This is a genomic window from Pseudomonas sp. NPDC087598 (assembly GCF_044743525.1).
Classification (GTDB): Bacteria; Pseudomonadota; Gammaproteobacteria; order Pseudomonadales; family Pseudomonadaceae; genus Aquipseudomonas.
In genome coordinates this window covers 1-6,402 of record NZ_JBIUWQ010000113.1, presented here as the reverse complement: position 1 = coordinate 6,402, position 6,402 = coordinate 1, and the positions used below count along the sequence as shown (strand labels likewise).

General features: G+C 58.8%; 7 protein-coding genes and 1 pseudogene. 7 read left to right on the top strand and 1 reads right to left on the bottom strand.

The window, feature by feature from the left end:
• From fliM to flhB, 7 genes are all read left to right on the top strand, one after another.
• A partial coding sequence (fliM, locus tag ACIOWE_RS29510; RefSeq protein ID WP_401398464.1) for a flagellar motor switch protein FliM occupies positions 1–700 on the top strand: 700 nt, incomplete at its 5' end.
• A gap of 56 nt (positions 701–756) precedes the next feature.
• Entirely contained in the window at positions 757–1,212 is a 456-nt protein-coding gene (gene fliN / locus ACIOWE_RS29505) for a flagellar motor switch protein FliN (protein ID WP_401398462.1), read from the top strand.
• Positions 1,213–1,686, top strand: a complete 474-nt coding sequence (gene fliO / locus ACIOWE_RS29500) for a flagellar biosynthetic protein FliO (protein ID WP_401398460.1) — start codon at positions 1,213–1,215, stop codon at positions 1,684–1,686. It begins immediately after the preceding gene.
• Positions 1,686–2,444, top strand: coding sequence for a flagellar type III secretion system pore protein FliP (gene fliP / locus ACIOWE_RS29495; RefSeq protein ID WP_064121002.1), 759 nt, complete (start codon positions 1,686–1,688; stop codon positions 2,442–2,444). The genes fliO and fliP overlap by 1 nt, the downstream gene beginning before the upstream one ends.
• Positions 2,441–2,710 (top strand): flagellar biosynthesis protein FliQ, encoded by a 270-nt coding sequence (gene fliQ, locus ACIOWE_RS29490; RefSeq protein ID WP_007920026.1) that lies wholly within the window; start codon positions 2,441–2,443, stop codon positions 2,708–2,710. Before fliP ends, fliQ begins: the two co-directional genes overlap by 4 nt.
• Positions 2,711–2,713: 3 nt before the next feature.
• A complete protein-coding gene (gene fliR, locus ACIOWE_RS29485; RefSeq protein ID WP_103305378.1) occupies positions 2,714–3,499 on the top strand; it encodes a flagellar biosynthetic protein FliR in 786 nt (261 codons plus the stop codon).
• A gap of 3 nt (positions 3,500–3,502) precedes the next feature.
• The gene (flhB, locus tag ACIOWE_RS29480; protein WP_401398458.1) at positions 3,503–4,642 is read left to right on the top strand and encodes a flagellar biosynthesis protein FlhB; all 1,140 of its coding nucleotides are present in this window, start codon (positions 3,503–3,505) and stop codon (positions 4,640–4,642) included.
• Between the two features lie 213 nt (positions 4,643–4,855).
• On the opposite strand, the pseudogene ACIOWE_RS29475 reads toward flhB, so the two are convergent.
• Positions 4,856–6,402: pseudogene (locus tag ACIOWE_RS29475) on the bottom strand (hypothetical protein); the annotation flags it as partial.

The window sequence follows — 6,402 nt, the reverse complement described above, 5'->3', positions numbered from 1 at the left end:
CGAATACGTGCACTCGCGGGACGTGCCGACCAGCCTCCACCGGGTCAAGATCACACCCCTGCGCGGCACTGCGCTGTTCATCCTCGACGCCAAACTGGTGTTCAAACTGGTGGACAACTTCTTCGGCGGCGACGGTCGTCACGCCAAGATCGAAGGCCGTGAATTCACCCCGACCGAACTGCGCGTGGTGCGCATGGTGCTGGAGCAGGCCTTCGTCGATTTGAAAGAAGCCTGGCAGGCGATCATGGAAGTCAATTTCGAGTACATCAACTCGGAAGTGAACCCGGCCATGGCCAACATCGTCGGCCCGAGCGAAGCGATTGTCGTGTCGACATTCCACATCGAACTCGATGGCGGTGGCGGCGACCTGCACGTGACCATGCCGTACTCGATGATTGAGCCGGTGCGTGAAATGCTCGACGCCGGTTTCCAGTCGGACCTCGACGATCAGGACGAGCGCTGGGTCAATGCTCTGCGCCAGGACGTGCTCGATGTCGACGTGCCGATCGGTGCCACCGTCGCCCGCCGCCAGTTGAAGCTGCGCGACATCCTGCACATGCAACCGGGGGATGTGATCCCGGTGGAAATGCCGGAAGACATGATCATGCGCGCCAACGGCGTGCCGGCCTTCAAGGTCAAGATGGGCTCGCACAAAGGCAACCTCGCGTTGCAAGTGATCGAGCCGATCGAGCGTCGCTGAAGCGCCGCTCTCACCCCCACACATTTAGCTGAATTGTTGCCCGCCGAGGACAAATGATGAACGACGATATGAACGCCCAGGACGATCAGGCACTGGCTGACGAATGGGCTGCAGCCCTGGAAGAGACCGGTGACGGCCAGGCTGACATCGATGCGCTGCTGGCTGCTGACGCCGGCACCGCCAGCTCCAGCCGTCTGCCGATGGAAGAGTTCGGCAGCGTGCCGAAGAACAACGATCCGGTGACGCTGGACGGTCCTAACCTGGACGTGATCCTCGACATTCCGGTGTCCATCTCGATGGAAGTGGGTAGCACCGACATCAACATCCGCAACCTGCTGCAACTCAACCAGGGGTCGGTCATCGAGCTGGATCGTCTGGCGGGTGAGCCGCTGGACGTGTTGGTCAACGGCACGCTGATCGCTCACGGCGAAGTGGTAGTGGTCAACGAGAAGTTCGGCATCCGCCTGACCGACGTGATCAGCCCAAGCGAACGCATCAAGAAGCTGCGCTAAGTGAAGCGCTTTCTCTGGGTTCTGCTGGCGTTGCCGTTGAGCGTACTGGCCGCTGAACCTGCGGCAACGACTGCCGCAGTTACAGCGGCTGTTGCGCCGGCCGCGGCGACCGCGCCGATGGTCAGCAGTGGCGTGGCCGGGCAATTGACGCAACTGGTATTCGGCTTGTTGCTGGTGCTGGGGCTGATCTTCTTCCTCGCCTGGCTGTTGCGCCGGGTGCAGCAGGCAGGTCCGGCGGGCAAGGGCCAGGTGATCGAGTTGATTGGCTCGCGTGCGCTCGGGCCGCGTGACCGTTTGATGCTGGTGCAGGTTGGCAACGAGCAGATTCTGCTCGGTCTGAGCCCCGGCACCATCACCGCGTTGCACGTGCTCAAAGAGCCGGTCGAAGTGCCAGGTACCAGCGAGAAAGCGACCCCGGAATTCGCTCAGCATCTGCTGAAGATTCTCGGCAAGGATCAGAAGGATAAGAAGTAATGGGTGCGCTACGCATCGTCTTGACGCTGGCCCTGTTGCTGGCCGCGCCGCTGGCGTTCGCCGCCGATCCGTTGTCGATCCCGGCAATCACGCTGGGCACCAACGCCGACGGCGCGCAGGAATACTCGGTCAGTCTGCAGATCCTGCTGATCATGACCGCGCTGAGTTTTATCCCGGCGGCGGTCATCCTGATGACCAGCTTCACGCGGATCATCATCGTCTTCTCGATCCTGCGTCAGGCCCTGGGTCTGCAACAGACACCGTCGAACCAGATCCTCACCGGCATGGCGCTGTTCCTGACCATGTTCATCATGGCGCCGGTGTTTGATCGCGTGAACAACGATGCATTGCAGCCGTACCTCGCCGAGAAACTCACCGCTCAGCAAGCGGTGGAAAAAGCTCAGGTGCCGATCAAGGACTTCATGCTCGCGCAGACCCGCACCAGTGATCTGGAGCTGTTCATGCGCCTGTCCAAGCGCACCGACATTGCCACCCCGGACCAGGCGCCGCTGACCATTCTGGTTCCCGCGTTCGTCACGTCCGAGCTGAAAACCGCGTTCCAGATCGGCTTCATGATCTTCATTCCGTTCCTGATCATCGACCTCGTCGTGGCCAGTGTGCTGATGGCGATGGGTATGATGATGCTCTCGCCGCTGATCATTTCCCTGCCGTTCAAAATCATGCTGTTTGTGCTGGTCGATGGTTGGGCACTGATCATCGGCACGCTCGCCAGCAGTTTCGGGGGTGTCTCGCCATGACGCCGGAAGTCGCGGTCGACATATTTCGTGAAGCGCTGTGGCTGACTACGCTGATGGTCGCGATTCTGGTGGTGCCGAGCCTGTTGGTCGGTTTGCTGGTGGCGATGTTCCAGGCGGCCACGCAGATCAACGAACAGACCCTGAGCTTCCTGCCGCGTCTGCTGGTGATGCTGGTCACACTGATCGTCGCCGGCCCGTGGATCGTGCAGACCTTCATGGAATACATCATCCAGTTGTACAAAAACATTCCGATGGTCATCGGCTAGGCCATGCAATCGCTGCTGCAGTTGACCGACACCCAGATCAGTTCCTGGGTGGCGACGTTCATGTTGCCGCTGTTTCGCGTCGCATCGATGCTGATGGTCATGCCCGTGTTCGGCACAACCCTCATCCCCCGGCGTGTGCGCCTGTATTTCGCCGTGGCGATTACCGTGGTGATTGTGCCGGGGCTGCCGCCGATGCCGGCAGTCAGCCCGCTCGATCTCAGTGGTCTGCTGTTGATCGCCGAGCAGATTCTGGTCGGCGCTGTGCTCGGATTTTCCTTGCAGCTGTTTTTCCAGGCCTTTGCCGTCGCCGGGCAGATTGTCGCGATCCAGATGGGTATGGGCTTCGCCTCGATGGTCGACCCGGCCAACGGTGTCTCGGTGGCGGTGATCGGGCAGTTCTTCACCATGCTGGTGACGCTGCTGTTCTTGTCAATGAATGGTCATCTGGTGGTGTTCGAGGTCCTCACTGAAAGCTTCACCACGTTGCCGGTGGGCAGCGGATTGATGACCGCGCATTACTGGGAGTTGGCCGGCAAACTCGGCTGGGTGCTGGGGGCGGCGTTGTTGCTGGTGTTGCCGGCAGTGACGGCGTTGCTGGTGGTCAACATTGCCTTTGGCGTAATGACCCGTGCCGCGCCGCAACTGAATATTTTCTCCATCGGTTTTCCGCTGACCCTGGTGCTCGGCCTGTTCATCGTCTGGGTCGGTCTGGCGGACATTCTCAATCAGTATCAACCGCTGGCCACCGAGGCCTTGCAGTTGCTACGTGAACTGGCACGGGCGCGCTGACTCATGGCTGAGAGCGAAAGCGGTCAGGACAAAACAGAAGACCCCACGGAGAAACGTAAAAAGGATTCCCGTGAGAAGGGTGAGATCGCCCGCTCGAAAGAACTCAACACCCTTGCCGTGATGATGGCCGGCGCCAGCGCACTGTTGATATTCGGCGGCATGCTGGCGGAAGACCTGATGGACCTGATGCGTATGAACTTCACGCTGTCGCGCGAAGTGATCATGAATCAGGGTTCCATGGGCGCGTTTCTGATGCAGTCCGGCAAGCTCGCGCTGGTGGCGATTCAGCCGATCATGATCACCTTGTTGATTGCCGCGCTGGTCGGGCCGATTTCCCTTGGTGGCTGGCTGTTCGCGGCCGGTTCCATGGCGCCCAAGTTCAGCCGGATGAACCCGGCTGCGGGCATCAAGCGGATGTTCTCGTTCAAGTCCGTGGTCGAGTTGCTCAAGGCGCTGGCGAAGTTTTTGATCACCTTGAGTGTGGCGTTGGTGGTGCTGTCCGCCGACGTCGACGACTTTCTGCGAATCGCCCATGAACCGCTGGACCGGGCGATCATTCACAGCGTCACGCTGGTGGCCTGGAGTACCTTGTGGCTGGCTTGCGGGCTGATCATCATCGCGGCGGTCGACGTGCCGGTGCAGCTCTGGGAAGCCCACAAGAAACTGCTGATGACCAAGCAGGAAGTGCGCGACGAGCACAAGGATCAAGAAGGCCGGCCAGAGGTCAAACAGCGGATTCGCCAGACCCAGCGCGAGATGTCGCAGCGGCGGATGATGGCGGCGATTCCGACTGCCGACGTGGTCATCACCAACCCGACCCACTACGCCGTGGCGCTCAAATACGATTCGGAGAAGGGCGGGGCGCCAGTCCTGCTGGCCAAGGGTAGCGACTTCCTGGCACTGAAAATTCGTGAAATCGCCGTGGCCAACAACGTCATGCTCCTTGAGTCGCCGGGGCTGGCGCGGTCGATCTACTACTCCACCGAACTTGACCAGGAAATCCCTGGCGGCTTGTACCTGGCGGTTGCCCAAGTCCTGGCCTACGTCTACCAGATCCGCCAATTCCGCGCGGGCAAAGGCAAGCGCCCGGATCCGCTCAAGGACGATCTGCCGATTCCGCCGGATCTGCGTCGCGATTCCTGACTGTGCTGAGATGAAACAGAAAACCGCTGTCCCGATTGAATGGGGCAGCGGTTTTTTTATGCCGGGAGGACGTGTCTTGCCTGTGAGGTCGCCTTCGCGAGCAAGCCCGCTCCCGAAAGCGTCAGTCACGACAACACATCAATCAAGCCTCGTACATCCGGCGGGTTTTATTGGGCAGGGGTCTGGCTCCGTGTAGTCCTTGATGACATGGTTTTACTGTGTGGTGAGTTCAAAATTGTCAAATATCAGCGCTTCACGAGAGTCGGGGATGATGGTGATGCTGTATATGTCGTCATGATTGAATATCAATTGATCTGCTCGTATTCCCCTATTGATTTGCAAGATTCTGCTATCCAACAAAAGACCGGTGTCATCGCGGGCTTCGACTCTGTGATTGGCAAAGTCAACGTGCGTATACCAAAAGCTCACACGAGAACACGTCCTGCCAAAATTGAATTCGGTTTCTGCCGCGTTTATTTCGAAGTGCCTGCCGTCTACTTTTCCTGGAAAGAGGTTCTCGCCTTCAGTTGTTCCAATTGCCCAGGCGATATCGGGAAATCGGATTTTCCTCGTTGTGATTTTAATGTTGGGCGTTATTAATTCACCCTCCTCAGTGCTGAAGAAGGGCGCGAGAGAGTTGAAGTTTTCTGATACTTGCAGGATCTGTCTCTGCACCCTATACAAGCGTGTCTGTGTGCTCACAGCTTCTGATGAGTCGGAGGTTCCGTTAGCGTTGATCATGAGCTTGACGCGCAGGTCGCTGCCGTGTCGCAGGCTTTTGAGCCATGTAACGGGGATGGGCCATTCGAAATCGCCCGTTTGATCAATCGTTACACCATTGGGTTCGGTGCGCGTAATGGCTTCGCCTTGATCATTAATCCCCTCATAGACACCCCAAACCGTTTGCCCGCGAGCTTGATACAGCCACGGAGCGGATTTTAGCAAGTCGCGACTCAGTAACTTTGTCACATCCAAAACACTGCTCTCTTCACCCGCAATATGCGGTATCGGCAGTCTCGAGTCGCCATCCGCAATCTGCAATACACGGAACTCTGCCACCGGCGATTTCCCGTCTTGTCTTCCATTGCGATTCAGATTCCAGCGCAACTCAATCTGCTTGCCATGGCGTGCTGCCAGGAACGCCGGGTTCAGCACTGTGTTCACCCGTTTGTTGCTGTTGAATGCCACCAGCGGAAACTGTGGCGAACCTGCCGGCGGATCGACCTCGGCCAATCGCGCACGATCGCCATCAAGGGCTGCAAGGTATTCGATGCGCATCGTGACCCCGTTCGGGTAGGCCAGCACATCGACCGGATCGACAGCCGGTGCCACGAGAAACGGCGGTAACAGATCAATCGGCGTGGTTCCGGTTACCGTTGCGTTGGCCGTGATCGAGTTGCCCACCAGATCACCGTTGGGCCTGCGCAGTTCGTAGGTCACGGTCACGCGGCTGCTCGCGAAGACCTTGGCGTTGGGTACCTCGATGAACAAGGTTTTTTTGACCCCGAACGGATCCGCCGCGACTTTTCCCCTGACGTTCACCACCACATCGGCGGGTTGCCCGGTGTCTTGGGCGGTATAGGTTGCCAGCACGTCATCCCCCGCCAAAAAACGGTTATCCGCCGTCAACACCACCAGCAGCAACGGATTGCCGGCCAGTTTTTCCAGATCGATTTCCTCGGGGTCATCCCCCGGGAAGTCCTCCAGCCGCTCCAACAGAATCGGCATTGGCAAACGGATGCCATCCAGGTCCTCATCCA